Annotated in this window: 22 protein-coding genes; 12 read left to right on the top strand and 10 right to left on the bottom strand. The window is 71.5% G+C overall.

Annotated elements, in window-relative coordinates; genetic code table 11:
- Nucleotides 1-14 precede the first annotated feature (14 nt).
- On the bottom strand, nucleotides 15-3,170 hold the full coding sequence (locus ACIODU_RS24430) for an FAD-binding and (Fe-S)-binding domain-containing protein (RefSeq protein WP_401769886.1): 3,156 nt from the start codon (nucleotides 3,168-3,170) through the stop codon (nucleotides 15-17).
- 239 nt (nucleotides 3,171-3,409) lie between these two features.
- Between ACIODU_RS24430 and ACIODU_RS24425 the strand changes: the two genes are divergently transcribed.
- Nucleotides 3,410-4,057 (top strand): ATP/GTP-binding protein, encoded by a 648-nt coding sequence (locus tag ACIODU_RS24425; protein ID WP_356431915.1) that lies wholly within the window; start codon nucleotides 3,410-3,412, stop codon nucleotides 4,055-4,057.
- 10 nt (nucleotides 4,058-4,067) lie between these two features.
- Nucleotides 4,068-5,186: a phosphoserine transaminase gene (serC, locus tag ACIODU_RS24420; protein WP_327236079.1), complete on the top strand. Its 1,119-nt coding sequence runs from the start codon at nucleotides 4,068-4,070 to the stop codon at nucleotides 5,184-5,186.
- 118 nt (nucleotides 5,187-5,304) lie between these two features.
- Here serC and ACIODU_RS24415 read toward each other — a convergent pair whose 3' ends face one another.
- Nucleotides 5,305-6,393 (bottom strand): WD40 repeat domain-containing protein, encoded by a 1,089-nt coding sequence (locus ACIODU_RS24415; protein ID WP_401769885.1) that lies wholly within the window; start codon nucleotides 6,391-6,393, stop codon nucleotides 5,305-5,307.
- A gap of 43 nt (nucleotides 6,394-6,436) precedes the next feature.
- On the opposite strand from ACIODU_RS24415, the gene ACIODU_RS24410 reads away from it, so the two are divergent.
- Nucleotides 6,437-7,123 (top strand): GDSL-type esterase/lipase family protein, encoded by a 687-nt coding sequence (locus ACIODU_RS24410; protein WP_401769884.1) that lies wholly within the window; start codon nucleotides 6,437-6,439, stop codon nucleotides 7,121-7,123.
- A gap of 35 nt (nucleotides 7,124-7,158) precedes the next feature.
- On the opposite strand, the gene ACIODU_RS24405 is transcribed toward ACIODU_RS24410, so the two are convergent.
- On the bottom strand, nucleotides 7,159-8,448 hold the full coding sequence (locus ACIODU_RS24405) for an MFS transporter (RefSeq protein WP_401769883.1): 1,290 nt from the start codon (nucleotides 8,446-8,448) through the stop codon (nucleotides 7,159-7,161).
- Nucleotides 8,449-8,574: 126 nt separating this feature from the next.
- Between ACIODU_RS24405 and ACIODU_RS24400 the strand changes: the two genes are divergently transcribed.
- Complete coding sequence (locus ACIODU_RS24400) at nucleotides 8,575-9,552, top strand: LysR family transcriptional regulator (protein WP_401769882.1); 978 nt, start codon at nucleotides 8,575-8,577, stop codon at nucleotides 9,550-9,552.
- Here ACIODU_RS24400 and ACIODU_RS24395 read toward each other — a convergent pair.
- The 3 genes from ACIODU_RS24395 to ACIODU_RS24385 form a co-directional block, all read right to left on the bottom strand.
- Nucleotides 9,518-10,732: a cytochrome P450 gene (locus ACIODU_RS24395; protein ID WP_401769881.1), complete on the bottom strand. Its 1,215-nt coding sequence runs from the start codon at nucleotides 10,730-10,732 to the stop codon at nucleotides 9,518-9,520. The genes ACIODU_RS24400 and ACIODU_RS24395 overlap by 35 nt on opposite strands.
- A 140-nt stretch (nucleotides 10,733-10,872) precedes the next feature.
- Nucleotides 10,873-11,100, bottom strand: a complete 228-nt coding sequence (locus ACIODU_RS24390; RefSeq protein WP_401769880.1) for a ferredoxin — start codon at nucleotides 11,098-11,100, stop codon at nucleotides 10,873-10,875.
- A gap of 4 nt (nucleotides 11,101-11,104) precedes the next feature.
- The gene (locus tag ACIODU_RS24385; RefSeq protein ID WP_401769879.1) at nucleotides 11,105-12,334 is read right to left on the bottom strand and encodes a cytochrome P450; all 1,230 of its coding nucleotides are present in this window, start codon (nucleotides 12,332-12,334) and stop codon (nucleotides 11,105-11,107) included.
- A gap of 164 nt (nucleotides 12,335-12,498) precedes the next feature.
- Here ACIODU_RS24385 and ACIODU_RS24380 point away from each other — a divergent pair, with 164 nt between their 5' ends.
- From ACIODU_RS24380 to ACIODU_RS24365, 4 genes are all read left to right on the top strand, one after another.
- A complete protein-coding gene (locus ACIODU_RS24380; RefSeq protein WP_356431897.1) occupies nucleotides 12,499-13,071 on the top strand; it encodes a TetR family transcriptional regulator in 573 nt (190 codons plus the stop codon).
- Nucleotides 13,068-13,811: a GNAT family N-acetyltransferase gene (locus ACIODU_RS24375; RefSeq protein WP_401769878.1), complete on the top strand. Its 744-nt coding sequence runs from the start codon at nucleotides 13,068-13,070 to the stop codon at nucleotides 13,809-13,811. The genes ACIODU_RS24380 and ACIODU_RS24375 overlap by 4 nt, the downstream gene beginning before the upstream one ends.
- A 1,395-nt stretch (nucleotides 13,812-15,206) precedes the next feature.
- On the top strand, nucleotides 15,207-16,205 hold the full coding sequence (gene pip, locus ACIODU_RS24370; RefSeq protein ID WP_401769901.1) for a prolyl aminopeptidase: 999 nt from the start codon (nucleotides 15,207-15,209) through the stop codon (nucleotides 16,203-16,205).
- 81 nt (nucleotides 16,206-16,286) lie between these two features.
- Nucleotides 16,287-17,273 (top strand): aldo/keto reductase, encoded by a 987-nt coding sequence (locus tag ACIODU_RS24365; protein WP_356432935.1) that lies wholly within the window; start codon nucleotides 16,287-16,289, stop codon nucleotides 17,271-17,273.
- Nucleotides 17,274-17,455: 182 nt separating this feature from the next.
- Here the strand turns inward: ACIODU_RS24365 and thpR are convergent, their stop codons facing one another.
- A complete protein-coding gene (thpR, locus tag ACIODU_RS24360) occupies nucleotides 17,456-18,133 on the bottom strand; it encodes an RNA 2',3'-cyclic phosphodiesterase (RefSeq protein ID WP_401769877.1) in 678 nt (225 codons plus the stop codon).
- Between the two features lie 104 nt (nucleotides 18,134-18,237).
- On the opposite strand from thpR, the gene ACIODU_RS24355 reads away from it, so the two are divergent.
- Nucleotides 18,238-18,804 carry a Uma2 family endonuclease gene (locus tag ACIODU_RS24355; RefSeq protein ID WP_356432932.1) on the top strand — a complete coding sequence of 189 codons (567 nt, stop codon included), beginning with the start codon at nucleotides 18,238-18,240 and terminating at the stop codon, nucleotides 18,802-18,804.
- A 78-nt stretch (nucleotides 18,805-18,882) separates the two neighbouring features.
- Here ACIODU_RS24355 and ACIODU_RS24350 read toward each other — a convergent pair whose 3' ends face one another.
- A complete protein-coding gene (locus ACIODU_RS24350; protein ID WP_401769876.1) occupies nucleotides 18,883-20,301 on the bottom strand; it encodes an MFS transporter in 1,419 nt (472 codons plus the stop codon).
- A 42-nt stretch (nucleotides 20,302-20,343) separates the two neighbouring features.
- Nucleotides 20,344-20,784: a MarR family winged helix-turn-helix transcriptional regulator gene (locus ACIODU_RS24345; RefSeq protein WP_161309966.1), complete on the bottom strand. Its 441-nt coding sequence runs from the start codon at nucleotides 20,782-20,784 to the stop codon at nucleotides 20,344-20,346.
- 172 nt (nucleotides 20,785-20,956) lie between these two features.
- Between ACIODU_RS24345 and ACIODU_RS24340 the strand changes: the two genes are divergently transcribed.
- The 3 genes from ACIODU_RS24340 to ACIODU_RS24330 all read left to right on the top strand — a co-directional run bounded on the left by ACIODU_RS24340 (nucleotide 20,957) and on the right by ACIODU_RS24330 (nucleotide 24,168).
- On the top strand, nucleotides 20,957-21,139 hold the full coding sequence (locus tag ACIODU_RS24340) for a ribbon-helix-helix protein, CopG family (RefSeq protein ID WP_161309965.1): 183 nt from the start codon (nucleotides 20,957-20,959) through the stop codon (nucleotides 21,137-21,139).
- Nucleotides 21,140-21,241: 102 nt separating this feature from the next.
- Complete coding sequence (locus ACIODU_RS24335; RefSeq protein WP_356432927.1) at nucleotides 21,242-21,514, top strand: DUF2530 domain-containing protein; 273 nt, start codon at nucleotides 21,242-21,244, stop codon at nucleotides 21,512-21,514.
- 161 nt (nucleotides 21,515-21,675) lie between these two features.
- A complete protein-coding gene (locus ACIODU_RS24330; RefSeq protein WP_401769875.1) occupies nucleotides 21,676-24,168 on the top strand; it encodes an HAD-IC family P-type ATPase in 2,493 nt (830 codons plus the stop codon).
- An 87-nt stretch (nucleotides 24,169-24,255) separates the two neighbouring features.
- Here ACIODU_RS24330 and ACIODU_RS24325 read toward each other — a convergent pair whose 3' ends face one another.
- Entirely contained in the window at nucleotides 24,256-25,122 is an 867-nt protein-coding gene (locus ACIODU_RS24325) for a DUF5707 domain-containing protein (protein WP_401769874.1), read from the bottom strand.
- Between the last annotated feature and the right edge of the window lie 122 nt (nucleotides 25,123-25,244).

The raw sequence follows: 25,244 nt of genomic DNA, 5'->3' as shown, positions 1-25,244 counted from the left end.
TCACGCCCCGGGCTCTACGCTCCCTCCGGCCGCCCGTCCAGCGCCTCCGCCAGGAGTTCGGCGAGGTGGCGCGGGTGGTGGTCGGTCAGGTGGGTGAGTTGAGTGCGGCAGGAGAAGCCGTCTGCCAGGAGGGTCGCTTCGGGGGGTGCTGACCGTACCGCCGGGAGCAGTTGGTCTTCCGCGACCGCCGTCGACACCTCGTAGTGGCCGCGCTCAAAGCCGAAGTTGCCTGCCAGGCCGCAGCAGCCGCCGCTCAACTCGCCCGTCAGGCCCGCCCGTTCGCGGAGTCGGCGGTCCGCCTCGTCGCCGAGGACCGCGTGTTGGTGGCAGTGGGTCTGGCCGGTGACCGGGCGGTTCAGGCGAGGTGGGGCCCAGGTCGGGGCCTGTTCCTCCAGGGTTTGGGCGAAGGTGCGTACCGCCGCGGCCAGTTGGGACGCCCGGGGGTCGTCCGGCAGCAGTTCCGGGAGGTCGGTGGTCAGGGTGGCCGCGCAGCTCGGTTCCAGGACCGTCACCGGGCCGCCCGCGTCCAGGACGGGTTCCATCCGGTCCAGCGTGCGGCGCATCACCTTGCGTGCCTGGTCCAGTTGGCCCGTCGAGACGTACGTCAGCCCGCAGCACACCCGGCCCTCCGGCACCGCGCAGCCGATCCCCGCCGCCTCCAGCACCCGGACCGCGGCCCGCCCCACCTCCGGCGCGAGGTGTTCGGTGAAGGTGTCCGGCCAGAGGGTCACCCGGGGGGTGGAGAGGGTGGGTGCCTCACTCGCCGGGCGGCCTCGGAGCCAGTGGGTGAACGTCTCCGGCGCCAGGGTCGGCAGCGTGCGCTCCCGCGCGATTCCCCCCGCCCTCTTCGCCAGTGCCGCCAGCGGCGGCACCCGCGCCGCCGCGTTCAGTACGCGGGCGAACGGGGCCGCCGCCCGCAGCCACACCGGCAGCCGGCCCATCGCGTAGTGCGCGGCGGGCCGCAGCCGGCCCCGGTAGTGGTGGTGCAGGAATTCCGCCTTGTACGTGGCCATGTCGACGCCCACCGGGCAGTCGCTCCGGCACCCCTTGCACGACAGGCACAGGTCCAGCGCGTCCCGTACCTCCGTCGAGCGCCAGCCGTCCGTCACCACCGGGTCGGTCGCCACCGGGTCCCCCGACCCGCCCGCCAGTCCGGCCCGTCCCGCCTGTCCCGCCCGCCCCGCCAGCATCTCGTGCAGCAGCCGCGCCCGGCCGCGCGTCGAGTGCCGCTCCTCGCCCGTCGCCCGGAACGACGGGCACATCACCCCCGCGCCCTCGTTCGGGCCCGCGACCCGGCACTTCGCCACGCCCACGCAGCGCCGTACCGCCGCCGAGAAGTCCCCTCCCCCGCCGGGACCGTCGTGCGGATACGCGAACACCACGTCGACGGGCTCACGCGGCAGTACGGCGAACCGCAGGTTCTCGTCCAGCCGCGCCGGGCGCGCCAGCACGCCCGGGTTCATGCCGCCCGCCGGGTCCCAGACGTCCTTGAACCGGCCGAAGAGCGCGACCAGTTCGGGCCCGTACATCGCCGGCAGCAGCTCCGCCCGCGCCAGCCCGTCGCCGTGCTCCCCCGACAGTGAGCCCCCGTGCGCGACGACCAGCGCGGCCGTCTCCTCCGAGAAACGCCGGAAGCGCCGTACGCCGTCCTCGCCCAACAGGTCGAAATCAATGCGGACATGGATGCAGCCGTCCCCGAAATGCCCGTACGGCGTACCCCGCAGGCCGTGCTGGGCGAGCAGCGCGCGGAAGTCGCGCAGGTACGCGCCCAGCCGGGCCGGCGGCACCGCGCAGTCCTCCCAGCCGGGCCACGCCTCGCTGCCGTCGGGCATCCGGGTCGCGGTCCCGGCCGCGTCCTCCCGCACCCGCCACAGCGCCCGCATCCCGGCCGGATCGTCCACGATCGTGCCGTCCAGCGCGTCCGCCGCGCGGAGGATCGCCCCGGCCGCCGCGCGCGCCTCGGCCGCCGTCGCCCCGCCGGTCTCCACGAACAGCCACGCGCCCCCGCGCGGCAGCCCGTCCGGCAGCCCGTGCCGCCCGCCGCGCCCGCCGCCACGTCCCCCTTCGCCCCCGCCGCCGTACCCGCCCCCGCGTCCGCCGCCGTACCCGCCCCGTACCAGGTCCTCCGCCATCCCCTCGACGGTGAGCGGCCCGTACGGCAGCAGCCCCACCGCGGCCTCGGCGGCGGCGCTCTCGTCCGGGTAGCCGAGCACGGCGAGGGCGCGGGCGGGCGGCGACGCGACCAGCCGTACGGTCGCCTCCGTGACGACGCCGAGCGTGCCCTCGCTGCCGCAGAAGGCGCGGGCGAGATCCGCCCCGGCCTCGGGCAGCAGCGCGTCGAGCGCGTACCCGGAGATGCGCCGGGGCAGCCCGTCCGGGTAGCCGGTCCGCAGCAGCGCCAGATTCCCGCCGACCAGCTCCTCCAGTCCCCGCAGCAGCTCCGCCCCGCCGGGCCCGGACGCACGGGAGCCCCCCGCCCCCGGCACCCCCGTCAATCCCGGCGCCCCTGGCGCTCCCGGCACCCCCGACGCCCCCGGCCACCCCCGCCCCAAGCTCAGTTCCGCCCCGCCGTAGGTGAGGACGGACAGCCGGTCGACGTTGTCGGCCGTCGTGCCCCACGCCACCGAGTGCGCCCCGCAGGAGTTGTTGCCGATCATCCCGCCGAGCGTGCACCGGCTGTGCGTCGACGGATCCGGGCCGAAGGTCAGCCCGTACGGCCGTACGGCGTCCCGCAGGTCGTCCAGGATCACACCGGGCTGCACCACCGCCGTGCGCGCCTCCGCGTCCACCGACACGATCGACCGCAGGTGGCGGGTCAGGTCGAGCACCACCCCGACCCCGGTCGCCTGGCCCGCGATGGACGTCCCGGCCCCGCGCGGCAGCACCGGTACGCCGTACTCGCGGCACACCGCCAGCGCGGCGGCCACGTCCGCCGCGTCGCGCGGGGCGACCACGCCCACCGGGACCCGGCGGTAGTTGGACGCGTCCATGGTCATCAGGGCCCGGGCCGCCGTCCCGAAGTCCACCTCCCCGCGCACGGCGCCCTCCAGCGCACGCGCCAGCGCGGTCGCGCCCGTACGCGCCCCCACCCCCGCGCCCGCACCCGCGTTCGTTCCCGCGTTTCCCGCGTTCGTTCCGGATCCCGCGGACTTCTCAGCCTGGTCAGCCATGGTCCCAGCATGCCCCGGCCGCCCCCGCGAACCCGGTACATGAGTGGCACACGTACGGCATATGCCCGACGCACACCCCGGCCGCCCCTGGTTCACTTGTCGGCCACAGCACCTTCAGCAGACGGAAACGCATAAGGAATCGAACAAAAATTTCCCAATTCAATCGTCAACTCTCCTATAGTGACCTCCGTTTGTGCGGTGCGCTGGGCCAACTTCACCGACCCGGAGGGCAATCCCCGATGACCGGCACCCCCGATGCCCCCACCGGCGCGGCCAGACCCACCGACACCGGCACCCTGAAGATCGCCATCGTCGGCGGCTTCGGCGTCGGCAAGACCACCATGGTCCGTTCCATCAGCGAGATCCGTCCCCTGAACGCCGAGGAGACGATGACCCGCACCGTGGAGATCGACGCCCTCGCCGACCTCGACGGGCTCGGCAGGAAGACCGCGACCACGGTCGCGTTCGACTTCGGCCGGATCTCCCTCGAACAGAGCTCGGCGCACGACCAGGGGTCGGTGCTGTACGTGTTCGGCGGCCCCGGCCAGGAGCGTTTCTCGTTCCTCTGGGACCGCCTCTTCTCCGGTACGTTCGGGGCGGTCGTCCTCGTCGACACCCGCCGCGTCGCCGACGCCCGTCACACCATCGAGCGATTGCAGGCCGACGGCACGCTCTTCATCGTCGCCTGCAACGACTTCGGCGGCCCGTTCCGTACCGAGGAACAGGTGCGCGAGACCCTCGGCCTGACCTCCGACGTCCCGCTGGTGGAGTGCGACGCGCGGGACCGCTCGTCCAGCAAGTACGTCCTGATCACCCTGATCGAATACCTGGCCGCCCGCGTCTCATCCGACGGACACGGCTGTCCGGCACCGCGCGCGAGGCACTAGGCTCCGGCCCGTGGCCGATATCCAGATTCCTGCTGACATCAAGCCCGCCGACGGCCGTTTCGGCGCAGGCCCCTCCAAGGTGCGGACGGAGGCGGTGGACGCGCTGGCGGCCACCGGAACGTCGCTGCTCGGCACCTCGCACCGCCAGGCTCCGGTGAAGAACCTGGTCGGCGCGGTGCGCGACGGTGTACGGAGCCTCTTCGACCTGCCCGACGGGTACGAGGTGATCCTGGGCAACGGCGGCTCGACCGCCTTCTGGGACGTCGCGACACACGGCCTGATCGAGAACAAGTCGCAGCACCTCTCGTTCGGCGAGTTCTCGTCCAAGTTCGCCAAGGCGTCGAAACTCGCCCCGTGGCTGGCCGAGCCGACCGTCATCTCCACCGACCCCGGCTCGCACCCCGACCCGAAGGCCGAGGAGGGCGTCGACGTCTACGCCCTCACCCACAACGAGACCTCCACCGGTGTCTCCGCGCCCGTCCGGCGCGTCGCGGGCGCCGACGCCGGTTCGCTGGTGCTGGTCGACGCGACCTCCGGCGCGGGCGGCCTGCCGGTCGACATCACCGAGACCGACGTCTACTACTTCGCCCCGCAGAAGTCCTTCGCCGCCGACGGCGGCCTGTGGATCGGCGTCTTCTCGCCCGCCGCGCTGGAGCGCGCCGCGCGCGTGCACGGCTCGGGCCGGCACGTACCCGAGTTCTTCTCGCTGCCGACCGCGATCGACAACTCGCTGAAGAACCAGACGTACAACACCCCCGCCCTGGCCACGCTCTTCCTGCTGAACGAGCAGCTGACCTGGATCAACACCCAGGGGGGCCTGGACTGGGCGGTGAGCCGGACGGCCGCGTCGTCGAGCGCGCTGTACGGATGGGCCGACGCGTCCAAGTACGCCACCCCGTTCGTGGTCGACCCGGCGAAGCGCTCGCAGGTCATCGGCACGATCGACTTCGCGGACGAGATCGACGCGACGGCGGTCTCCAAGGCCCTGCGCGCCAACGGCATCGTGGACACCGAGCCGTACCGCAAGCTGGGCCGCAACCAGCTGCGCGTCGCGATGTTCCCGGCGGTCGACCCGGCGGACGTGGCCGCGCTGACGGCCTGCGTCGATTACGTGATCGAGCGGCTCTAGCCTCTCAGCCGAATGCGAAGGGCCCCGGTACGCGCTCCACGCGACCGGGGCCCTTCGCCGTTCACACCGTCCACGCGAGCGGGGCCCCTCGCCGATCACACCGCCCGCCCGGCCGGTCTCAGCTCTTCCGCCGCACCCGCTTGAAGCCGAAGAACAGCACCACCGCCCCCACCAGCACCACCGTCCCCACCGTCACCTTGCCCTGCTCACCGTCCGCACCCGGGCCCCCGGCCGACCCGCCCCCGCCCGACGCCGTACCACCGCTCCCCGGGGACGAGCCGCCGGAGTCCTTGTCCAGGTCCACCCGCTCCACCCCGCTCTCCTCGCCCTCGGAGCCGAACATCAGCGCACTGCCGTCCGCCGTGTACGTCACCGACTCGGCCTGCCCCTGGATGGGCGCGCGCACCCGGTGGTCGGCGCCCAGCCGGCCGTTCTTCCAGGCGTACGCGCGCGCGCTGAAGTACGAGCGCAGCACCAGCTCCTTGCCGTCCGGCGAGAACGCGCCGTCCGTCACCCACAGCACCTCCCCGATCCGCCGGAAGACGTTGGTCCCCGTCGCGGTCAGCTGCGCCGGACCCTCGTACAGGCCGCCGCCGTCCTCGTTCTTCGAGGCGATGTAGACCCGCCCGGTCTTCGGGTCGACCATCAACGCCTCGGCGTCGCGCGGCCCGTCGGCGTACTTCACCGTGAACTGGGTGGCGCGGACCGTCGCGTCCTTGAGCCGCTTCGGCTCCGGGAAGCGGTAGATCCACACGTGGTCCCAGCTGCCGCCCAGGTTGTCCCCGATGTCACCGACGTACACGTCGCCGTCGGGCCCGACCGAGATGGCCTCCACGTCACGCGGGTCGCCGACGCCCCGGAGGGTGATCGTGGCGACCGTCTCACCGGTCCGGGAGTCGACCGCGTAGACGTACGGGCCGTCGTCGCTGTCGTTGTGCGTCCAGTAGACGCCGGGGTGGGCGCGGCTCGCCGCCAGACCGCTGGACTCGGTGATGCGCGGGTCCTTGATCGTGAAGCTGCGGTCGGGGGCGTTGTCGTCGGCGGCGTCGGCAGAGGCGCCGGCAGCGGCCCCCGAGGCTTCCGGCGCGGATATGCCGAGCAGGGCGGACACACCGACGAGCAGGGTGGACACACCGAGCAGTACGGTGGAAACACCCGCGAAAACACCGGAAAGACGCAGGCCAGGATGGTGCGGAAGCGAACGCATGCCCCCAGCCTGCCATCCCGTCCCGATCGGGGATGATGACCCGATGCGTTTCATGTTCGTCGGCGACTCCATGACCATCGGCCACGCCGGCGACTTCACCTGGCGCTACCGGATGTGGCAGCACCTCAACGCGTCCTTCGGCGGTCCGTACCGGATCGTCGGCCCGCGTACGGAGGTGTACGACCTGCTCGCCGAGGCCCCCGTCTCGCACGCGTACGGCGCCCCGGACTTCCCACCCGCCGCCCGGCGCCACCTGGCGGGCTGGGGCGAGGGCTGGCAGCACCTGACGCCCCTGATCCGCGACGCGGTGAGCACGTACCGGGCCGACCTCCTGCTGATCTCGCTCGGGCTGATCGACCTCGGCTTCTACACGAACAGCGCCCAGACCGCCGACCGGGCGCGGCTGTTCCTCGCCGAGGCCCGCGCGGCGAACCCGCGGATCAGGGCCGTGCTCCTGCCCGTCATACCGAACGTGCGCGCCGACACCGACCCCGCCTTCGCCGCCGAGGTGGCCCGCTTCAACGAGCTGCTGGCGAAGGCGGTCGCCGACCTGGACCAGGCCGGCTCGCCCCTGCTGCTGGCGTCGCGCCCGCCGTCGTACGACATCCGCCGCGACACGTACGACGGCACGCATCCGGCGCCGTCGGGCGAGCACAAGCTGGCGGGGGCGTTCGCGGACGCGATGTACGAGGCGTGGGGGCTGGGGGCGCGGTACGAGGCGCGGACCTGACGCCGCCGGTCGCCTGCCGTGGGGGCCGGCCGCCGTCAGGCGACCCGGACGTCCTCTCCCGGGAAGACGGGCTCGGGCGCCGACAGCTGGGCCCGGGTGGGCAGCAGAAGCGGGGTGCCGAGGAGCAGCACACCGGACACGGTGATCGCGGTGAGCGGGCTGGTGAGGGTGGCGAGGATCCCCCAGATCACCATCAGGGCGGCGTGCAGGAGCTTGCTCGCGGCGCTCCACGTACTGAGGATCTGGGCGGTCCGGTGGACGGGAGTCCGCCGCAGGCGCTCCGTCGCGTAGATCGGATTGAAGATCCCCATGCAGGTGATCAACAGCCCCTCGACAGCGATCACGGTGAGGAGTCCGGGGACTCCGGGACCGACCAACGCCAGCCCGAGGGGGAAGACCGACCGCAGCCGGCCGGAGACGGCCATCACCCGGTACCGGCCGTGGCGGGCCACGAGGCGCGCGGAGAGGCGGGCGCCGACGAAGCCGCCGAGAGCGGGGACGCCGAAGGCGAGACCGTACTGCCAGGCGGGGAAGTGGTACTGGCCCAGCAGGAGGACGGACAGGAGCGGGGCGGTGGCCATGATGAGGCCGCCGACCAGGATCGAGTTGAGGAACAGGCGCCTCAGCGCGGGATCGCGGAGGATGAACCACCAGCCGTCGAGGAACGGGCTCCGGCGGGGCACGACGGACCGGTCGCGGGTCTCAGTGGACCGGTCGCGGGGCTCGGCGGACCGATCGCGGGGTGTCACCACATCGCTCCCGCGGATACGGTGGATTCCGAGGGCGGACAGCAGGTAGCTGAGGGCGTCGGCCAGGACCGTGACGACCGGGCCCAGCAGCCCGATGAGCGCACCGCCGAGAGGCGGTCCCGCCGCCGTCGCTACCCAGCTCGTGGCCTCGAACCTCCCGTTCGCCACGAGGAGGTGGTCCCGGGGGACGAGATGTTTCAGGTACGCGCCGGACGCGGCGGTGAAGGCGATGCTCGCGGTCCCGGACACGACCGAGACAACCAGCAGTTGACCGTACGACAACACGCCGAGGACGTACGCGACGGGGACGCTCGCGGTCGCGGCGAACCGGACCAGGTCCGCCGCGATCATCACGGGACGCTTGGCCCGGTGCTCGATCCACGGCCCGAGCGAGAAGGCGGCCACCGCCGCGACGGCCAGTCCGGCCGCCTCCAGGAGCGACACGGCGAACGCCGACGCGCCCAGGACCCGCACCGCGATGAGCGGGTACGCGCCGAACGCGATCCACGTCCCGTACGTACTGACGGCGTAGGCCGACCACAGCCGGCCGAACTCGGACCCCCACCGCTCACGCACGCGCTCCCCTCCCCCGCCACCACCGACGGGCGGCTCCCCGCATCACACCGCGCGCACCGCCCCCGGATCAAACAACCGACTCCGACTCAGCCACAACCACCAGTTGTGCACCCATAGGCTGCCCTCATGGATACCGAAGCGGTGCGATCGTTCGTCCGCGCGGCCGAGCTGGGGCAGCTGCGGCACGCGGCCGACGAGCTGGGCGTGACCCAACAGGCCGTGTCGAAGCGGATCGCGGCCCTGGAGCGGGAACTCGGCGTCCGGCTGTTCACCCGTACCGCACGGGGCGTCGAGCTGACCCTCGACGGGCAGGCCCTGCTCCCGCACGCCCGGAGCATCGTCGCGGGTGCCGAGCGCGCGCTCGCGGCGATCAGACCGGGGTCGCGCGCCCTGCGGATCGACGTCCTCGGCCTGCGGTCCGCGCAGGCCGTCCTCCTGCACGACTACTGGCGGTCACGCCCCGGAACCGACCTCGACGTGGTGACCCTCCGGGTCGACGACCCGCGCGAGGCGGCCGCCGCCGTGCGGGCGGGCGACCTCGACGCGTCGTTCCGCTCGGTCACCGACCCGGCCGCCCTGCCCGTCGACGTACGGATGATCCACGCGTTCGACTCCCCGCTGGAACTCCTCGTCGGCCCGAGGCACCCGCTCGCCGCCGCGCGGACCCTGACCCCGGACCGGCTGCGCGGGCACCGGATCTGGGTGCCGGGGATCGCACCGGGCAGCGAATGGGCGGAGTTCTACGACGAGTTGGCCACCACGTTCGACCTCCGCGTCGACGCCGCGGGGCCGAACTTCGGCAACGAGGTGCTGCTCGACATCCTCGCGGACTCCGCCGACGTGGCCACCCTCGTGGGCTCGCGCGACCGGTACCTCTGGCCGGCCCTCCACGACCTGCGCCGCATCCCGGTGGTGGATCCGACGCTCGCGTACCCGCTCTCGCTCCTCCTCCGCCGGTCGCATCCGCACCCGGGACTCCGGGCGGTGGTCGACCACTTCGGCGGCCTGGCGCCGCTCGCCGGGAGAATCTGGCGCCCCTCCTGGGCGCCGACCCCAGGCCGTACGGACCTCACACCTCCACCAGCAGCTCCCGCAGCCCCCTGATGACGTACCCCGGGTTCCACTCGGGCTCGGCGGTCAGCCGCAGCTTCGGGGCCCGGCGCAGCAACGCCCCGAAGGACGCGACGAGTTCGAGCCGGGCGAGCGGGGCGCCCAGGCAGTAGTGGATGCCCGCGCCGAACGCGAGATGCGGGTTCTCCGTACGGCCGAGGTCCAGGACGTCGGGACGGTCGAAGCGGGCGGGGTCCCGGTGGGCCGAGCCGAAGAGGAGGGCCACCTCGCTGCCGCGCGGGATCACCGTGCCGCCGACCTCGATGTCGTCCAGGACCCATCGCTCGAACATCTGGAGCGGTGTGTCGAAGCGCAGCAACTCCTCGACGGCGGTGGGCAGCAGACCGGCCAAGTCTCCGCGCAGGCGGGCCAGTTCGGCGGGGTGACGGAAGAGGGTGAACCAGCCGTTGGCGGTGGTGTTGACCGTCGCCTCGTGACCGGCGTTGAGGAGCAGCACGCAGGTGGAGATCATCTCCTGCTCGGTGAGCCGGTCCTCGTCGTCGTGCGCGGCGATCAGCGCGCTGATGAGGTCGTCCCCGAGGTCGCGCCGCCGCCGCGCGATGAGCCCGCGCAGGTACGAGGAGAACTCGACCGACGCGTCGACCGCCCGCCGGGCCGTCTCCTCGGTGGGGTTCAGCTCGAACATCCCGCAGATCGCCGACGACCACGGCCGCAGCAGCGGCCGGTCCGCCTCCGGGACGCCCAGCATCTCGGCGATCACCGCGACGGGCAGCGGCTCGGCGACGGCGGCGACCAGGTCACCCCCGCCGTCGGCGACGAATCCGGCGGCCAGGTCCTCCGCGAGCCGGGTGACGGTGGGCGCGAGGCGCTCGACGGTACGCGGGGTGAAGGCCAGGGAGACCAGCCGGCGGATGCGCGTGTGGTCGGGCGCTTCGAGGTCGAGGAGGCCGTTGCCGTTGAGGGTGTGGAAGGGCTCGTGGGCGGCGGGCGGGGCGGTGCGGCCGAACTCCTCGTGGGTGAAGCGGTGCAGGTACGTACGGCCGAGGCGCCGGTCGCGGAGCAGGGCCCGTACGTCGTCGTAGTGCGGGACGAGCCACTGCCCGGTGGGCTCGAAGTACGTCACGGGCCCCTGGGCGCGGAGGCCGGCGTAGGCCGGGTAGGGGTCGGCGATGAACGCGGGCTGCCAGGGGTCGAACGCGGGGGCGGTACTCATACGGCTCAGGGTAGAGGGGGTCGTACGCGGCGGCCGAGGTCGTACCGGCGGCCGGAGTCCCAAGGTCGCACCCGCGGCCGGAGCCGTACCCGGGGGCCGGACGGGCTTCCCCGCCCGCCCGGCCCCGGGAAGGGCACGGCTCAGGGGCGCGGCCCCAGCACCGCCCCCGAGGCACTGTCCGTCACCGTGATCGCGACCGCCGGGCACGAGTCGGCCGCGTCCAGCAGCACCTCCGCCGGGTCCGCCTCCGCCGCGCCCGGCACCACCGACGCCGTCGCGCTGTCCAGCTCGAACCGGTCGGGGGCGAGCGCGGCGCACATCCCCGACCCGATGCAGGCGTGTTCGTCCACCTCAAGGTGCCAGGTCACGCGGTCACCACCCCACCGTCATCCGGCGCGGGGCCCGTACGATCATCCGGTCCTTCCACTCGACCTCCCCGACCACCCGCAGCCCGGGCATCTTCGTCACCAGGGCGTGCAGCGCCTCGTGGAGTTCGAGCCGGGCGAGCTGCGCGCCCAGGCAGTGGTGGACGCCGTGTCCGAAGCCGAGGTGCTGGTTGGCCTTGCGGTCCAGCCGTACCTCGTGCGGATTCTCGAACCGGCGGGGGTCCCGGTTGGCGGGGCCGATCGCGACGAGGACGGGCTCGCCCTTGCGGACCAGGACCCCGCCGACCTCGATGTCCTCGGTGGCGTACCGGGCGAATCCGCCGGCCACACCGAGCGGGATGAACCGCATCAACTCCTCGACGGCGGTGGGGATCAGCTCGGGCTCGATGACCAACCGGACCCATTCCTCGGGGTGTTCGAGCAGGACGTGCACGAAGTTCGGGATCTGCGAGGCGGTCGTCTCGTGCCCGGCGACGAGGATCGCGATGCACATGTCGACGAGTTCGACCTCGGTGAGCCGGTCCTTGACGTCCTTGGCCTCGATGAGCGCGGACATCAGGTCGTCCTGCGGATCGGCCCGGCGCGCGGCGACGTGCTCCGCCATGTAGGCGCGCAGGGCGACCTGGTTGGCCTTCTGCTCCTCCGCGTCGAGGATGCTGGTCGACAGGGCGGCGTCGCTCCAGGCGCGGAACTTCGGGCGGTCGGAGGCCGGTACGCCGAGCAGTTCGCAGATGACGGCGACGGGCAGCGGCAGCGCGAACTCCTCGACCAGGTCGGCCGTACCGCCGCGGGCGATCAGCCCGTCGAGCAGTTCGCCGGTCAACTGCCGTACCCACGGCCGTAATCCCTCCACCTGGTGTTTGGTGAAGGCGCGGGAGACCAGGGTGCGCAGCCGCGTGTGGTGGGGCGGGTCCATCGAGAGGATGTTCTCCTCGGTGACGGCCGGCGTGAAGCGGGGTTCGTCCTTCGCCAGCGACATCGCACGGGAGAAGCGGAGATCGCCCAGCACGAACCGGGCGTCGGCGTACCGGGTGGCCAGCCACGCCGGCTCACCGTGCGGCAGCTGGACGCGGATCATGCCCTCGGCGTCCTGTGCGGCGGTGTACGCGGCGTCGAGGCCGAGGCCCCCACCGTCGTTGAAGGGGTACGGAACGGGGGCGGGGGCGGATCCGGGGGCGGACGCGGGGGCGGATTCGGCTGCGGGGGGTGTGCTCAAGGTGACTCCCACTCGAACGGTCTATCGAGCCTGGTCATGGGCTCGTTGAGGTCGCTGTACGGAGTTTGCAAGCAGACGCTTACAACGCTAGGCAGGCCGTCGGGGAGGCGTCAAGACGGCCGTTCCCGGACGGTCGGGCGCTACGGTGTGCGCTGGGAGGGACCGTGGCCGAAAAACAACAACCCCGCCGCCGCGACGCGGCCGGGACCCGACAGGCGTTGCTCGATGCCGCCACCGTCCTCTTCGCGGAACGCGGCTTCGCCCGTACGACCGTGCGGGACATCGCGGACCGCGCGGGGGCGAACCAGTCGTTGATCTTCCGCTACTTCGGCTCCAAGGCCGCGGTGTTCGAGGCGGTGGCGGCCCGCGAGGGCCGGGCCCAACTGGACACCACACCACTGGAGAAGCTGCTCGACACCACGCTGCGCAGCATGCTCCGCGACGAGCCGGGCCAGCGGCGCGACCACACGCTGGTGACCTTCCTGCGCTCGCTGGGCAGCGAGGGCCCGGCGGCCACCATCGCGGAGCAGCTGGGCGCGGACTACGCGGGCGCGCTGGCGACCCTGACGGACGCCCCGGACGCGACGCTGCGCGCCCAACTGGTGCTGGCGTGGCTGGTGGGCATCGGCCTGGTCCGCGACGTGAGCCGCATGGAGCCGCTGGCGGGGGCGGACGCGGACGAGATCTGCGCGCTGTTCCTGACGGCGGCGAGGACACTGCTGGAGCGCGCGGAATGAACGAGCCCGCCCCGCGGACGACCCTCCACGCCCCGCCCACGGCGACGGCCCCGGCACTGACGCTGCGCCCGTGGCGGGAGGGGGACATCACGTCCCTGATCGAGGCGTACGACGACCCGCTGCTGGCCCGGTCGACCCAACACCCCGTGACGAGCGAGGCGGAGGCGATCCACTGGCTGAAGGAGCGCGCGCGAGGCTGGACCACGGGAACCGCCCCGAGCTTCGCCGTGCTGGAGGAGGGCGGGCTGGCGGGACATGTGGTGGTCAAGCGCCGAGACTTCACACCACACATGCCCAACGGGACGGACCAGCCCGGCGGGGCTGGCGGGGCTGGCAGGGCTGGCAGGGCTGGCAGGGCTGGCAGGGCTGGCGAGGTGAACGCCTCGGACACGGCGGAGGTCGGCTACTGGACGGTGGCGTCGGCCCGTGGCCGGGGTGTCGCACCACGAGCGCTTGAGGCGGTGACGGCATGGGCGTTCACGACGCTGGGTGGTGGGGGTGGGCTGGGCGGATCGGGTGCTCCTGGCGGCGAGCAGGGCAGGCCGGGTGTGACCCGGCTTGAACTACTCCACCAGGTGGACAACCACCGCTCATGCCGCGTGGCCGAGAAGGCCGGCTACGGGTACGAGAGAACACTCCCGCCACATCCCCCGTACCCGCTGGAGGGGCACTTGCATGTCAGGCACGGGTGGGGTGGGGGTGGGGTCGGACGGGCGGTGCGGGTTAGGACCGAGGGGTAGTCGGGGGTGGCCGGGTTGTGTGGTGCGGGGTGGGGCCGCCCCTTGGTGTTGATTGTCGCGGGTCCGGTCCGGGCGTCAAGGGCGCTCCTACGTCGCGTCGGCTTCGCCGATTGCGCTGCGCTTCACCCTTGACCCCCGGCCCGGACCCGCAAGTGCAGGCAGAGGGGGGCGGCCCGGGGAAAGGTCCCCCGGGGGGCTTGTCTGTTGTCGGGGTTTCGTCGCGGGCCTCGGCTCTCGGCGGGGTTTTGCGCACGACTTGAATGGGGCTGTTGGTCTTGGTTCGGCGGCTGGAAGGCCGTCTGTTGGCCGGTGCGCAAGCACCGTGTCTGGGGTGAGTGGGTGGTGGGGCGGGCGTGGCCGGGCGGGAGGGTTGTCGGGCCTGTTTCGGTGGGTTGTGTGCTCTGAGAGCCCGTTAACGAAACACAGGACACAAGACCGGGTGGGAAGAGCCCTCAGGAGTCCTCAAAGTCGGGGCAAATGGGGCATATTTTCTTGCTGGGGTGGGGCGACGGGGCAGCCCCGGCGGTCGGCTGCCACCCACCGGCCCGCACGAGGCCGCCACACCCGAGCCGAGTGGATGGTGGGGCGGAAGGTGATTGCCGGGACGGCCATCCAGCCCCTTCCGGCCGGATGTGGGTCGCCAGAGCCCCTTAACAGAACACAGGACACAAGACCCGGGGAAAGAGGCCCCCGCCGGACCTCAAAACCCAGCCAAATGGGGCATATTGGCCGCCGGGATAGAGAGAGCCCGGCCCAGCCCCCGCAGTTGACCACGGATCTCAGACACGGTGCCTGCACGCCCACCAACAGACGGCCTTCCAGCCGCTAAGCCCAGTCGCCACCACCCCATTCAAGTCGTGCGCAAACCCCGCCGAAAGCCGAGGCCCGCGACGAAACCCCAACCGCATCCCGGGGTTGTCGGGGGACCCTCCCCCGGGCCGCCCCCCTCAGCTGCACTTGCGGGGCCGGGGTGGGAGTCAAGGGTTAAGCGAAGCGCAATCGGCGAAGCCGACGCGACGCAGGAGCGCCCTTGACGCCCACCCCGGCCCCGCGACAATCAACAACCAGGGCGGCCCCACGCCGACCAATACAAGACCGGGTGCCCCCGACTACCCCTCGGTCCTAACCCGCACCCCACCAACCAGCCACAACCCCCCACCCCACCCCACCCCGCCCTCCCGCGCCCTAAGCTCGGGCCGCCCACCCGGGCCCCAACCATCCCACCCGCAGGAGAGCACCCCCATGCCGCAACCCACCCCAGCCTCCAACCCGGCCCGCACTCCAGACCCCAACCCGGCCTCAACCTCGGCCTCCACGCCCACTCCAACCCCAACCCCAACTCCAACCCCAAGCCCAACCCCCACTCCCACCCCCAGCTCCCCCCTCCATCCCCCCATCGAGCCCTACGACCACGGTCTGCTCGACGTCGGGGACGGGAATCTCATCTACTGGGAGGTCTGTGGGAATCCCGGCGGCAAAGCCGCCCTCGTCGTTCACGGGGGGCCGGGGTCCGGGTGCAGTCCCACCATGCGGCGGTACTTCGACCCGGACCGCTACCGCGTCGTCCTCTTCGACCAGCGCAACTGCGGCCGCAGCACCCCGCACGCGAGCGACCCCGCCACCGACCTGCGGCACAACACCACCGACCACCTGATCGCCGACATGGAACGGCTGCGCGTCCACCTCGGCATCGACAAGTGGCTGCTGTACGGGGGCTCCTGGGGCTCCACACTCATCCTCGCGTACGCCGAGCGCCACCCCGAGCGCGTCTCGGAGATCGTCATCGCGGCCGTCACCACCACCCGGCGCTCGGAGATCGACTGGCTGTACCGGGGCGCCGGCCAGATCTTCCCCGAGGAGTGGGAACGCTTCCGCGACGGCGTTCCCGAGGCCGAGCGGAACGGTGGCGAACTCAGCCGTAACCCCGCCCCTGCCCTCGGTGACTACCTCGGAGACCCCCTCTTCGACCTCCTCGCCGCCTACGCCCGGTTGACCGTCGACCCCGACCCCGCCGTGCGGGAGCGGGCCACCGCCGACTGGTGCGCCTGGGAGGACGCCGTACTGTCGCAGGAGCCGCACGGCTCGGCCCGCCCGTACAGCGACCGGCCCACAGCCGCCCGCCTGGCCCTCGTCCGGATCTGCGCGCACTACTTCTCCCACGCCGCCTGGCTGGAAGAAGGGGCCCTGCTGCGCGGCGCGGACCGGCTGGCCGGGATCCCGGGGGTCCTCGTCCACGGCCGGTTCGACCTGGGCGGCCCCCTCGTCACCGCCTGGGAGCTGTCGCGCGCCTGGAAGGACGCCCGGCTGGTGATCGTGGAGGACGCGGGCCACAAGGGCAGCGTCACCGAACGGCTCGCGGTACGCGCGGCGCTGGACGATTTCGCCGGCCGGTAGAAGCACCCCCCTGTCTCGAATGGCCAAGCCGCCGACAGGGGGGTTGCTTCGAGTGCGCTCGAACGCGTTGGCTAGTGCGACATGAAGTACACGCAGCTCGGACGCACGGGACTCGAGGTCAGCCGACTCGTCCTCGGGACGATGAACTTCGGCCCGCTGACGAACGAATCCGACAGCCACACCATCATGGACGCCGCCCTCGCCGCGGGCGTCAACTTCTTCGACACCGCCAACATCTACGGCAGGACGGCGGGCAAGGGCCGTACCGAGGAGATCCTCGGCACCTGGTTCGCCCAGGGCGGCGACCGCCGTGACAAGGTCGTCCTCGCCACCAAGCTGAACGCGTACATGGGCGAGGGCGACCAGGCGTGGCCCAACCACCACAAGCTCTCCGCCCTCAACATCCGCCGTTCGGTGGAGGCCAGCCTCAAGCGGCTCCAGACCGACTACATCGATCTCTACCAGTTCCACCACATCGACCGTGCCACCCCGGTCGAGGAGATATGGCAGGCGATCGACACCCTGATCACCCAGGGCAAGATCCTCTACGCGGGGTCGTCCAACTTCCCCGGCTGGAAGATCGCGCAGACGAACGAGACGGCGCAGCGGAACGGTTCGTACGGCCTGGTCAGCGAGCAGTGCCTGTACAACCTCGTCGAGCGGCGCGCCGAGATGGAGGTCATCCCGGCCGCGCGTGAGTACGGCCTGGGCGTCATCCCGTGGTCCCCGCTGGCCGGTGGCCAGCTGGGCGGCTTGCTGCGCAAGGAGCGGGAGGGCACGGCGTCCGAGGGTCGTTCGAGCGGCGGGATCTCCGACCCGGCCCTCCGGGCGCAGATCCGGTCGTACGAGGACCTGCTCGACAAGCACGGCATCGACCCGGGCGAGGCGGCGCTGGCCTGGCTGCTCACACGCCCGGGGGTGACAGGTCCGATCTCGGGACCCCGGACCCTGGAGCAGCTGGAGTCCGCCGTGCGCGCGGTGGACCTGGAGCTGTCGGACGAGGTGCTGGCGTCGCTGGAGGAGATCTTCCCCGGCCCCGGCGAGTCGCCGGAGGCGTTCGCCTGGTAGTCGGTGATCGGTAGCCGATGGCCGGTGGTCGGCTCCGGTCGCCTTCGGCAGGGGTACGTGGTGTCTCGCCGCGTACCCCTGTCCGGGGCGGGAGTGCTAGCCCCCGACCGCCGCCGCGACGGCCACGATCACGAACATCAGCACCAGCACGCCGGCCATGATTTGGTTTCGGGTCTTGGGGTTCACCCGTCGAGGTTACGTCGGACAGGGGCGGCGCCCTCGCCCGGGGGGCCTCCGGGCCCCGCCCCGAGCGGGCAACGCGCGACCGTCTCGTACCGCGGGACCTGCCCGGGCCCCCACCCCACCGAGCCCGTCCCGGCCCCCTCCGCCGTCCCGGGCAGCCGACTGCGCACGAGCGCCAGCTCGGACACGTCCCACGGCGTGCCCTCGAAGCCGGCCAGTGCCTCGACGTACGGCCGCAGGCGGTCCCCGGCGCCGTCGTCACCTCTTTCCCGGTCGGTACGGGCCAGCGTGAGGTGGGGCTGATAACGCCGGTGCTCCTCCATCGGCACCCCCGCCCGCCGCGCGGCGGCGTCCGTCCGCTCGGCCAGGAGCCGCAACGCGTCGAGCCCCCCGGCGGCCCCGGCCCACAGCGCCCGTCCCCCGAAGTGCCCACTGCCGTGGACGCGCAGCGAGAAGGGCTGGGTACGGTACGCGGCCCGCGCCAGCCGCCCGGTCAGCTCCGGCACCACGGCGTCGTCCACCTCGCCCATGAAGGCGAGCGTGAAGTGCCACCCCGCTTCCCCGGTCCACCGCAGAGCACCACCACCCCCACCCTCCAGCTCCCGCAACGGCCGCACAACACCGGCAAGTTCGGCAACGACACGATCAGGCGGCAACACGGCGGCGAAGAGTCTCATCCCCCCACCCTCCCCGGCCGAGCCCCCGCTCGTAACCCGGTCACCGTGCGTATCGTTCTACAAGGCGGCTGCCACATTGCCCGGCAGCGGGGAGGAGCGCCACGATGACCGTCGTAGAGACCGAAGAGCTGATTCTGGACACGCTGTTCGAACGGCTTGAGCAGATGCCCGTCCCCGAGGGTTACAAGGCCGAGATCGTCGGGGGGAACATCCACATGTCGCCGCAGCAGGACGCCCACTGGGACATCATCCGCCGCGTGGTACGAGCCCTGGAGGAGAGGTTCGGCGCGGACGTCAGGGTGCTCTCGGATGTGCGGATCAATTTTCCCGGTCCTCAGAACGGGTTCGCGCCGGACGTGGCCAAACTCGCCGACGGCGCGAAGAAGAACCCACGCGGTCGGTGGGACCACCAGGACGTCGAGTTCATCGCCGAAGTGATCGCGCAAGGCACCGGTCCCAACGACTACGGCCCGAAAAAGACGGCGTATGCGGCGGCCGAGGTCCCCGTGTACCTGATCGCCGACCCGTTCACCGGCCGGTGCCGCGTCTACACGCAGCCGAAGGACGGCGAGTACACCACGGAACTCTCCGTCCCCTTCGGCAGGGAGATCGATCTGACCGGCACCCCCGTCGATCTGAGGCTCAAGACCGAGGACTTCGCCCGCAGCTGATCGCGCCCCCGTACCTCGTACCCCCGTGGCCCTGACCGGCATCCCCCGCGTCAGGGCCACACGTATCCCTCCGCGACCTCACACCGTGGCCGGTACCCGTTCCCCCGCCGCTCGTGGGACCAGGTCCACGTGGGGGCGGCCGCCCCGTAGGTCGATCTTTATGCGGACGCCGACCACCCGGGTCAGGATCACGCCGATCGTGGCCGCCGCGATCAGGGAGACCGCGCCGCCCGTCGCGAAGCCGACACGGGCTCCGTACGTGTCCGTCACCCAGCCCAGGAGCGGGCCGCCCACCGGGGTGCCGCCGACGAAGACCATCATGTAGAGGCTCATCACCCGGCCCCGCATCATGGGGTCGGCCGCCATCTGGACGCTGGTGTTCGCGCTGATGTTGGTCGTCATGCCGAGCATCCCGATCGGCAGCAGCAGCAGCGAGAACAGCCACACCGACGGCGCGAAGGCGACCAGGACCTCCAGCAGTCCGAAGCCCACGCCCGCGATGATCATCAGGCGCAGCCGCGAGGAGCGGCGGCGGGCCGCCAGAAGTGCCGCGGCCAGCGAACCGACCGCCATCAGGATGTTGAAGAACGAGTAGAGCCCGGCCCCGCTGTGAAAGATCTCGTGCGCGAACGCCGTGAGCCAGATGGGGAAGTTGAAGCCGAACGTGCCGATGAAGCCGACGAGGACGATCGGTCCGATGAGCTCGGGCTTGCCCCGTACGTACCGCAGTCCCTCCCTCAACTGCCCCTTGCCGCGCGGCACTCGCTCGACCTTGAACAGCTCGCTCTGACGCATCAGGAGGAGTCCGGCGAGCGGCGCCAGGAAGGAGAGGCCGTTCAGGAGGAAGGCGTATCCGCTGCCGACCGTCGTGATCAGCACACCCGCGACGGCGGGGCCGATCAGGCGGGCGGACTGGAAGTTCGCCGAGTTGAGGCTGACGGCGTTGCGCAGCTGGCTCGGGCCGACCATCTCGGAGACGAACGACTGCCGGCTCGGGTTGTCGACCACCGTCACCATGCCGAGCAGGAACGCGATCAGGTAGACGTGCCACACCTGGACGTGGCCGGAAAGGGTCAGCAGGGCGAGGGAGAGTCCGCAGAGTCCCATCGCGGCCTGGGTGACCAGCAAGATCTGACGCTTCGGGTAGCGGTCGGCGATGACGCCGCCGTACAGGCCGAAGAGGAGCATCGGCAGGAACTGGAGCGCCGTCGTGATGCCGACGGCCGCCGAGGAGCCGGTGAGGCTCAGGACCAGCCAGTCCTGGGTGATGCGGGACATCCACGTACCGATGTTGGAGACCACGGCGCCCGTGGCGAACAAACGGTAGTTACGGATCTTGAGGGACGAGAAAGTGCCGCCCTTGGTGGGGGTGGGGGCGGCGTCCGTGCAGGTGGTGCTGGTCGTGTTGCTCGTGTTGCTCGTGCTGGTGCTGCCGGTACTGCTGTCGTGGGCGGATTTCGGTGCGGGGGCGGAGTCTGCTCCGGATCCCGAACTCAATGTTGTTTCGCCTCCTTGCGGCGCGCGGGTAAGGGGGGCGGGTCAGAGGTGGGCGAGCTTCTCCAGGACGGGGGCGGCAGCGCGCAGCTTCGCCCATTCGTCCTCGTCCAGGCCCTCGGCGAGGGAAGCGAGCCAGACGTTCCGCTTGCGGCGGCTCTGTTCGAGCATCGCCTCGGCCTCCGCCGTCTGGCTGACCACCTTCTGCCGACGGTCGTCGGGATGGGGCTCCAGCCTGACCAGGCCCTTCGCTTCGAGCAGGGCGACGATTCTGGTCATCGACGGCGGCTGCACGTGCTCCTTGCGGGCCAGCTCCCCCGGGGTGGCGGAGCCACAGCGGGCGAGGGTGCCGAGCACCGACATCTCGGTGGGGCTCAGCGACTCGTCCACACGTTGGTGCTTCAGTCGCCGGCCCAGCCGCATGACGGCGGATCGGAGAGCGTTCACGGCGTCGTCGTTCTCGTCACCGTGGGACAGATCAGGCATGTATTTAGCGTAACTCATTACCCATGCTAAATACCACCGGGGGTACCGGCCCGGCACGGCCCGCGCCCGGCCTGTGCCCGACCCGCGTCCGGCCCGTAAAGACCACTCGAACGAGTGAGAATGCCGTCGAAAGCGACACGAGGAAGCGTGTCCGCCCCCGACCCTGGAACGCATGGGATCGACAGTGCTCAGCCTGCGGATAGACGGTGAGCTGCTCGACCGGCTCAGGCGGCATGCCGCCAGACGGGGGATGAGCGTCCAGGACTATGTGGTCAGGACGCTCGTCCGCGACGACTTCGACGAACGCTTCCAGGCGGCCGTGGACGAGACGGAGAAGTTCTACGGGGTGCCGTAGGAAAACGTCCCGGGGAGGCCAGGGGGCGTGGCGAGCGGGCGTCGCGGGGAGCTGCGGCAGGCGGGTGCCTCGGGCCGGACGGCCCCGACCTACACTGCCCCCATGACCGGTTCTCCGACCAGATACCCCCAGCGTGAGGCGCCCGAGCCCCTGGAGGGGCCGGTGGTCGGCACCGTCGTGGGCGGGACGATCATCTGGTTCGTCCTCTTCCTCGTACAGCTGCCGTTCTACGGATGGTTCAGCGATCACGGGCACGCATGGTGGATCTGGACGTGCCTGGCCGGGGCCGGGCTCGGTCTGATCGGCATCTGGTACGTACGGGGGCGGGACGCGGCGCTCAAGCGCGCGGCGGCGGAAGGCACCTCCGGGACCTGAGGGGTCCGAGCCTCACCGACCCGCGAAAGATGCCTGTCGGGGGCATCCGTACCGCCACAGGCCCATCCGTCTCCTCCCAAGGTCGGATCTTGGCCCACCGGGCCCCGATCTTCGCCCTGCCCACCACGGAAACGCGCCCCCCGGGTCGTACCGTCGGAACCATGACTCAGCGGGCCCGGCGGGCGACAAGTGAGACCGATGGCCCGGAACCGGGCGGCGGTACGTCACCCGCCCCGGACACCCCCACGCCGGACACCCCCGGCGCGGGCGCCGGCGCCCGTGCCACCGGCCTGACCGCCGCCGAGGTCGCGGAACGGGTCACCCGTGGCGAGGTCAACGACATCCCCGTCCGCAGCAGCCGCTCCTCCGCCGACATCGTCCGCGCCAACGTCTTCACCCGCTTCAACCTGATCATCGGGGTGCTCTGGGCGGTCATGTTCTTCGTGGCGCCGATCCAGGACACACTCTTCGGCTTCGTGATCATCGCCAACACGGGCATCGGCATCGTCCAGGAGATGCGGGCCAAGCGCACCCTCGACGGCCTCGCCGTCATCGGCGAGGCCAAGCCCGTCGTCCGGCGGGCCGGGGTCGCCGCCGCCCTCTCCACCTCGGAGATCGTCCTCGGCGACCTCATCGAACTGGGCCCCGGTGACAAGGTCGTGGTCGACGGGGAGATGGTGGAGGCGGACAGTCTGGAGATCGACGAGTCGCTGCTGACCGGCGAGGCCGATCCCGTACTGAAACAGCCCGGCGATCCCGTGATGTCCGGCAGTTTTGTGGTGGCGGGCGGCGGCGCGTTCCGGGCCACGAAGGTCGGGCGGGACGCGTACGCGGCCCAACTCGCCGAGGAGGCCTCGCGGTTCACGCTGGTCGACTCGGAGCTGCGCAACGGCATCAGCACGATCCTCAAGTACGTGACGTGGATGATGATCCCGACCGCGGCCGGCCTGATCGTCAGCCAACTCGTCGTCAACCGCAACGACTTCAAGGACTCCCTGGCCAGGACCATCGGCGGCATCGTGCCGATGATCCCGGAGGGTCTGGTCCTGCTGACGTCGGTCGCCTTCGCGATCGGGGTCGTACGGCTCGGCCGCCGCCAGGCCCTCGTACAGGAACTGCCCGCGATCGAGGGGCTCGCGCGCGTGGACGTCGTCTGCCTCGACAAGACGGGGACGCTCACCGAGGGCGGGATGTTCGTGAGCGAGTTGCGGCCGCTGGGCGACGCGGACGAGTCGTACGTACGGCGGGTCCTCGGCGCGATCGGAGCGTCCGACCCCCGGCCCAACGCCAGCCTCCAGGCGATCGTGGACGCGTACCAGGACGGCCGGGCGCCGTGGCGGGCGACGGAGGCGCTGCCGTTCTCCTCGGCGCGGAAGTACAGCGGGGCGACCTTCGACGAGGGGGACGGCGGGGTCTCGGGGTGGCTGCTGGGCGCCCCGGACGTACTGCTGCCGGACGGGGACCCGGCGCCGGCGGAGATCGACCGGCTCAACGAGCAGGGGCTACGGGTGCTGCTGCTGGCGCGGGTGGCGGGGGACGCGGCCGCGGCCGGGCTCACCGCCCCCGACGTGGCGGTCGGCGCGAAGGCGACCGCTCTTGTCGTCCTGGAGCAGCGGCTGCGGCCGGACGCGGCCGACACCCTCCGGTACTTCGCCGACCAGCGGGTCGCGGCCAAGGTCATCTCGGGCGACAACGCGGTCTCGGTCGGCGCGGTGGCCGCGAAGCTCGGTCTCCCGGGCGCGGAGCACACGGTCGACGCCCGCCAACTCCCCACCGACCCGGAGGAGATGGCCGACGCGATCGAGGCGGGCACGGTGTTCGGCCGGGTCACGCCGCGGCAGAAGCGGGAGATGGTCGGCGCGCTCCAGGCGCGCGGCCACACGGTCGCGATGACGGGGGACGGCGTCAACGACGTCCTCGCCCTGAAGGACGCGGACATCGGGGTGGCGATGGGATCGGGCTCCGAGGCGACGCGGGCGGTGGCCCAGATCGTGCTGCTGGACAACAGCTTCGCGTCGCTGCCGTCGGTGGTGGCGGAGGGGCGCCGGGTGATCGGCAACATCACGCGGGTGGCGACGCTCTTCCTGACGAAGACGGTCTACTCCGTGCTGATCGCGATCCTGGTGGCGTGCTTCCAGGTGGAGTACCCGTTCCTGCCCCGGCACCTGACGCTGCTGTCGACACTGACGATCGGCATCCCGGCGTTCTTCCTGGCGCTGGCGCCGAACAAGGAGCGCGCGAGACGGCATTTCGTACGGCGGGTCATGCGGTACTCGGTGCCCAGCGGGGTCATCGCGGCGGCGACGACGTTCGCGACGTACATGCTGGCGCGGAGCCACTACAGCGGGCCCGGCTCGCTCCAGGCGGAGACGAGCGCGGCGACGCTGACCCTGTTCCTGGTCTCGATCTGGGTGCTGGCGATCATCGCGCGCCCGTACACGTGGTGGCGGCTGTTGCTGGTGGTGTCGATGGTGGTCGCGTTCCTGGTGGTGCTCGGGGTGCCGTCGCTCCAGCACTTCTTCGCGCTGAGGCTGGTGGGCGCGACGCTGCCGTGGGCGGCGGTGGCGATCGCGGTGGTGGGGGCGGTGCTGCTGGAGGTGGCGTGGCGGTGGGTGGACCGGCACTTCCACCAGGCGGTGACGGCGGCGGCGTGACGGAGGAAGCGCGGGAGGCGCGGTACGGCGAGAGGCCCACCCCGGACGGATGTCCGGGACGGGCCTCTCACTTCACCGCGCTGAGGACTACTTCACGTCGACGTAGTCACCGGCGACGTTGATCGCCGGGGTCGTGGCCGTACCGACGAAGCTCCACCGGTAGTAGCCGTCGACCGTCGCCTTGGTCGTCGTCTTGAGCGTGCCGGTCGTGGACGTCTTGACACCCTTGACGTTGGTGTACGCGGTGCTGGTCTTCTTACGGAACTGGAGGATGACCGACTGCGTCGCGTAGCCCGCGTACTTCCCGGTGTCCCAGTTCGCACGCGAGAGCTTGCCGGTGACCGTGACGGTCCCGTTCTTCTTCACGGGCTCCGGCGCGGCGTTGACCGTCAGCTGCGACGCGCGCTGGAACTTGACCGAGGTGGCCTTGTCCTTCTCGGTGATGTCCAGGTCGGTCCCCAGCACCGCGGCGTAGACCTGCCACGTCTTGGCGTCCGTGTTCCACAGGTCCAGCGGGCTGACCGTGAAGGTGAGCGTGCAGGTCGACGTGGTGGCGCTGGCCGCCTTGCACGTCGCCGCCTCGCCGTCGGGCGCGTAGCCGTAGCTGTTCTCGTCGTCGACGCCGGTCCCGCCGGTGTACAGGATCGCGAAGGCGTCCTCGATGCCCGAGTCGTCGGACGCCGTGATGGTGGCTGTCACCTTCTTGGTACCGGTCGTGCCGAGCACGATCGGCTTGCCGCCGTTGATGACGGTCTTGGTGATGACGGGCAGGGTCGCTGCCTTCGAGGCCAGCGCCCGCTTGTTCGCCTGCGGCGCGCGGTCCTTCCACGCGAACCCGTGCTCGCTGAGGCTCGGGTGCTCCTTGTGGGAGTCCGCTGCCTGCGAGGCCGGCACTACGAGGGCGGACAGGGCCAGGGCGCCGGTCGCGACGGCAACGGTGGCACGAATACGCATATGTGTTAACTCCCCGTGGAGATCTGCGAGTCTGATGACTCAACACACCAGACCCGCAGGTCCCACCGATGGTTGTACACACTTACGAATATTTCGCGAAGATCGCCAACCGCTGTGTCGTT

This window comes from Streptomyces sp. NPDC088261 (assembly GCF_044740805.1).
GTDB lineage: Bacteria > Actinomycetota > Actinomycetes > Streptomycetales > Streptomycetaceae > Streptomyces.
Note: the sequence above shows the minus strand (reverse complement) of the source record. Positions and strands in the feature narration are given on the sequence as shown.

What these genes read in the sequence shown, in the direction of transcription:
- ACIODU_RS24330 (WP_401769875.1), top strand. Translation starts at nt 21,676, where the DNA reads ATGACTCAGCGGGCCCGGCGGGCGACAAGTGAGACCGATGGCCCGGAA.
- ACIODU_RS24415 (WP_401769885.1), bottom strand. Translation starts at nt 6,393, where the DNA reads ATGCGTTCGCTTCCGCACCATCCTGGCCTGCGTCTTTCCGGTGTTTTC.
- ACIODU_RS24425 (WP_356431915.1), top strand. Translation starts at nt 3,410, where the DNA reads ATGACCGGCACCCCCGATGCCCCCACCGGCGCGGCCAGACCCACCGAC.
- ACIODU_RS24335 (WP_356432927.1), top strand. Translation starts at nt 21,242, where the DNA reads ATGACCGGTTCTCCGACCAGATACCCCCAGCGTGAGGCGCCCGAGCCC.
- ACIODU_RS24395 (WP_401769881.1), bottom strand. Translation starts at nt 10,732, where the DNA reads ATGAGTACCGCCCCCGCGTTCGACCCCTGGCAGCCCGCGTTCATCGCC.
- ACIODU_RS24400 (WP_401769882.1), top strand. Translation starts at nt 8,575, where the DNA reads ATGGATACCGAAGCGGTGCGATCGTTCGTCCGCGCGGCCGAGCTGGGG.
- thpR (WP_401769877.1), bottom strand. Translation starts at nt 18,133, where the DNA reads ATGAGACTCTTCGCCGCCGTGTTGCCGCCTGATCGTGTCGTTGCCGAA.
- ACIODU_RS24355 (WP_356432932.1), top strand. Translation starts at nt 18,238, where the DNA reads ATGACCGTCGTAGAGACCGAAGAGCTGATTCTGGACACGCTGTTCGAA.
- ACIODU_RS24345 (WP_161309966.1), bottom strand. Translation starts at nt 20,784, where the DNA reads ATGCCTGATCTGTCCCACGGTGACGAGAACGACGACGCCGTGAACGCT.
- ACIODU_RS24365 (WP_356432935.1), top strand. Translation starts at nt 16,287, where the DNA reads ATGAAGTACACGCAGCTCGGACGCACGGGACTCGAGGTCAGCCGACTC.
- ACIODU_RS24410 (WP_401769884.1), top strand. Translation starts at nt 6,437, where the DNA reads ATGCGTTTCATGTTCGTCGGCGACTCCATGACCATCGGCCACGCCGGC.
- ACIODU_RS24325 (WP_401769874.1), bottom strand. Translation starts at nt 25,122, where the DNA reads ATGCGTATTCGTGCCACCGTTGCCGTCGCGACCGGCGCCCTGGCCCTG.
- ACIODU_RS24375 (WP_401769878.1), top strand. Translation starts at nt 13,068, where the DNA reads ATGAACGAGCCCGCCCCGCGGACGACCCTCCACGCCCCGCCCACGGCG.
- ACIODU_RS24430 (WP_401769886.1), bottom strand. Translation starts at nt 3,170, where the DNA reads ATGGCTGACCAGGCTGAGAAGTCCGCGGGATCCGGAACGAACGCGGGA.
- ACIODU_RS24340 (WP_161309965.1), top strand. Translation starts at nt 20,957, where the DNA reads ATGGGATCGACAGTGCTCAGCCTGCGGATAGACGGTGAGCTGCTCGAC.